This window comes from Microbacterium sp. CPCC 204701, from assembly GCF_004010105.1.
GTDB lineage: Bacteria > Actinomycetota > Actinomycetes > Actinomycetales > Microbacteriaceae > Microbacterium.
This window is the reverse complement of sequence record NZ_RRYE01000303.1, coordinates 1-3,703: the sequence shown is the minus strand read 5'-3', so window position 1 is coordinate 3,703 and position 3,703 is coordinate 1. Positions and strand designations below refer to the sequence as shown.

Here is a 3,703-nt window from a genome sequence, read left to right as displayed (position 1 = left end):
CGGCGACGCGCCGGGCAGCTCGGCGCCGCCGACTACGCGCGCGTTGAGTACGCCGAGCGGGTGGCCGCCCAGGAGGCGGCGCTCGACCTTCCTGTGCTCCCGACGACGACCATCGGCTCGTTCCCGCAGACCGGCGACATCCGCCGCGTGCGCGCGCAGCACGTCGCGGGCGACCTCTCGCGCGACGAGTACGAGCGATTCCTGCGTGATGAGATCGCGCGCGTCGTGGTGCTGCAGGAGGAGATCGGACTCGACGTGCTGGTGCACGGCGAAGCCGAGCGCAACGACATGGTGCAGTACTTCGCGGAGAATCTCGACGGGTTCGCCGTGACGCGCAACGGCTGGGTGCAGTCGTACGGGTCGCGAGCGACGCGCCCCTCGATCCTGTGGGGAGACGTGTCGCGGCCGGTGCCGATCACCGTCGCCTGGTCGGCCTACGCCCAGTCGCTCACCGACAAGCCCATGAAGGGCATGCTGACCGGGCCGGTGACGATCCTGGCGTGGTCGTTCGTGCGCGACGACCAGTCCCTCGCCGAGACCGCCGACCAGGTGGCGCTCGCCCTCCGTGATGAGATCGCGGACCTCGAGGCGGCCGGCATCCGCATCATTCAGGTCGACGAGCCGGCACTGCGCGAGCTGCTGCCGCTGAAGGCGGCCGACCAGCCGGCCTACCTCGACTGGTCGGTGGCCTCCTTCCGCCTCGCGACCGCGGGAGCGGCGGCTGCCACCCAGGTGCACACGCACCTCTGCTACTCGGAGTTCGACGTCGTCATCGGCGCCATCGCTGCGCTCGACGCCGACGTCACCTCGATCGAGGCGGCGCGCAGCCGCGGCGAGGTGATCGGCGACATCGCGCGATCGGGATTCGCGCACGGTATCGGTCCCGGCGTGTACGACATCCACTCGCCGCGCGTGCCCTCCATCGACGAGGTGACGGAGCTGCTCGACCGCACCGTCGCCGAGCTGCCGCTGCGGCAGGTGTGGGTGAACCCCGACTGCGGGCTCAAGACCCGGGGGTACGCAGAGACGGTGGCGTCGCTGCGCAACATGATCGAGGCGACGCGCGCCGCGCGGCAGTCGGCAACGGCCGCGGTCTAGGAGTCACCGCGCGCGGGGTTTTCGCTTCGCGCCGACGGATGCCGGCGCCACCGCCTCGGCACGCGCCTCCGCCGGCATCGCGTCGGACTCCTCCGTCGGGTCCGCGGCGACAGTCCCCGCCACGAGCGGCGGCTCGTCGGCAGTGGACGAGGGCAGCACTGTGGCCTTGCTCGGGCCGGGGACTTCGGCATCCGTCGGCTCTTCGCGGGTCTGCAGGATCTCGAGGATCCACGCGACCACGAGTGCGACGACGAGCACGAGGAAGACGTCTCCCGCCGACAGCGGACGCAGAGCGAACAGCCAGACAACCGCGAGTGCCACGACGAGGGTGCGAACCACGACGCGGGAGCGCGCGAGCCAGAGGCCGAGACGACCGGCGGTGAAGCCGTGACCGGCCAGACGCCGCCGCAGCGATGAGTTCATCGAGCCGACTGCGCGGCGGGTGCGCGCGGCCGGCGACCAGCGTCCGGCGAACCATCCGAGGACCGCGATCACCGCACCCAGCAGCACGACGACCGCCGCCGTCTGCTGCATCGACCCCACGAGACCCTCGTAGACGGCGCCGAGGGCCGCGGACGAGAGGCCGAGCTGCACCGCAGCCTGCCCGATGACCGGATAGCCGATCGCGAACGCGAGGGCGAGGGCGCCCCCGCCCGCGATGAAGCCGACGCCCGTGCCGAGAACGGCCGTGCTGCGTCGCCGTGCGACGAGGATCCCGGTGGCGAAGAGAGCGATCGCGATGACCGGCAGCCACCACCCGAGGGCGGTGGCAAGGGCGTGTACCGTCCGCACGGTGACCAGGGTCTCGCCGGTGCCCACGATCACGACGCGGTCGATCGCGGGGATCAGCTGCGCAATCCCGACGCCCCGATCGACGAGGTTCTGCTTGACGCCGTCGACGATGGTGCCCAGCTGGATGCCGAGCCCTTCGTCGGTGAGCACGACGACGCCGCCGCCGTCAGAGGTCGCGGCAGCCGTCAGCACCCGGTGAGCGGCGCGCGTCGTCGTCGTCCAGGTGTCGGCGAACGCGTCGGACTCCACGACCCTCGTCACGGTCTGGGCGAGGAGGTTGCGCAGACCCTCGGCGGCGGGCGCCTCGAGCAGCTGGAGGGCGTCCGCGGCGCGCGGCGGAAGACCGAGCTGCGCGATGCCGTCGAAGACGTCCGCGGTGAGGACCTCGAAGTCGACCTGCGCCTCGACGGCCTCCACCGTCTCGTCGATGAGCATCTGCTGCACCGCGGGATCGTCAGCGAGCGGCGCGAGCGTGGAGACGAAGGCCGACTCGTCGACGAGCTCCAGCCGGGCCCACGCGGTGACGACGGCGAGCGGCACCAGGATCGTCGCGATGACGATGCACAGCGCCGAGAGGAACGCCCGCCAGCGCGAGCCGTCCGGGCTCACGCGGTCGACTGGCTCCGCCGTCGCCCCTGCGCGCAGACGCGCGTTCTCGGCCTCGAGTTCAGCCAGGCGGACGCGGAGGTCGGAGGATTCGGCGGGCGCGGCTTCGGCGGTCATTTCCCCCTTATAGCGCGTCGAGGGTCACCCGGCTACCCGTCCGCCTCACGCGAGTCGGATGAAATCCGTCACACGGCCCGAAGCACCGCGACGACCTTGCCGAGCACGACGGCGTCGTCGCCGAGGATGGGCTCGAACGCGGAGTTGCGGGGGAGCAGCCACGTGTGGCCGTCGCGCTGGCGGAATGTCTTGACGGTGGCTTCGCCGTCGAGCATCGCCGCGACGATCTCGCCGTTGTCGGCCGTCGCCTGCGAACGCACCACGACCCAGTCGCCGTCGCAGATCGCGGCGTCGATCATCGAGTCGCCCGACACGCGCAGCATGAAAAGGTCGCCCTTGCCGACCAGCTGCCGGGGGAGCGGGAAGATCTCTTCGATCTGCTGTTCGGCGGTGATCGGCACGCCGGCCGCGATCCGGCCCACGAGAGGCACGAGGGCGGCGTCGCCGACCGACGGCGCGCTGTCGGCCGGGTTCTCGGTCGCGGTGCCGGGCAGATCGATCAAAACCTCCATGGCGCGCGTCTTGCCTGCGTCGCGGCGAAGATACCCGCTGAGCTCCAGCTGGTTCAGCTGGTGGGTCACGCTCGACAACGACTTGAGCCCCACTGCGTCGCCGATCTCGCGCATGCTCGGCGGATAGCCGTGGCGGGCGATCGAGCGCTGGATCACTTCGAGGATCGCGAGCTGCTTGTCGCTCAGGCTCTTGCGCCGTCGTGTCTGGGGCTTCTCGCGCCCGGCCTCGTCGCTCATGTCCGGCTCCCGTCTCGCGCCCGTCGGTGGAGCGCGGTTTCTTCGAATGTCGGAGGCCCGTGGTGGGGTTCTCGTATCGAAACCGTATCCGCCTGTGACGCGCGAGGGGAACAACCTCGCCGCGTGTCGCGTTCGACAGTCGCGATCCGGATTTCGGTGTTGACATCGTACAGACTCGAAGATAGATTCGGAAGAGAGGTTCGCACCTCCCCGCTCCCGGCCGAGCGGGGAGTGCGAATCTCCCACCAGAGGAGGACTGCATGACTGCGATCGGTATCACGACGACCGTTCTCTCGCCCGCGGGCGCGACGCGGGCCGTCGCCGTTCGCGCGACGCGCCTG

Annotated in this window: 3 protein-coding genes; 1 reads left to right on the top strand and 2 read right to left on the bottom strand. The window is 70.8% G+C overall.

Annotated features, from left to right (window positions below; genetic code table 11):
• Window positions 1-1,098: 5-methyltetrahydropteroyltriglutamate--homocysteine S-methyltransferase (gene metE / locus EIO58_RS14350; protein ID WP_127820102.1), on the top strand; the 1,098-nt coding region annotated here is incomplete at its 5' end.
• Between the two features lie 3 nt (window positions 1,099-1,101).
• Here the strand turns inward: metE and EIO58_RS14345 are convergent.
• Window positions 1,102-2,613, bottom strand: a complete 1,512-nt coding sequence (locus tag EIO58_RS14345; protein WP_127820101.1) for a hypothetical protein — start codon at window positions 2,611-2,613, stop codon at window positions 1,102-1,104.
• Window positions 2,614-2,681: 68 nt separating this feature from the next.
• Window positions 2,682-3,362 (bottom strand): transcriptional repressor LexA, encoded by a 681-nt coding sequence (gene lexA, locus EIO58_RS14340; RefSeq protein WP_127820100.1) that lies wholly within the window; start codon window positions 3,360-3,362, stop codon window positions 2,682-2,684.
• Between the last annotated feature and the right edge of the window lie 341 nt (window positions 3,363-3,703).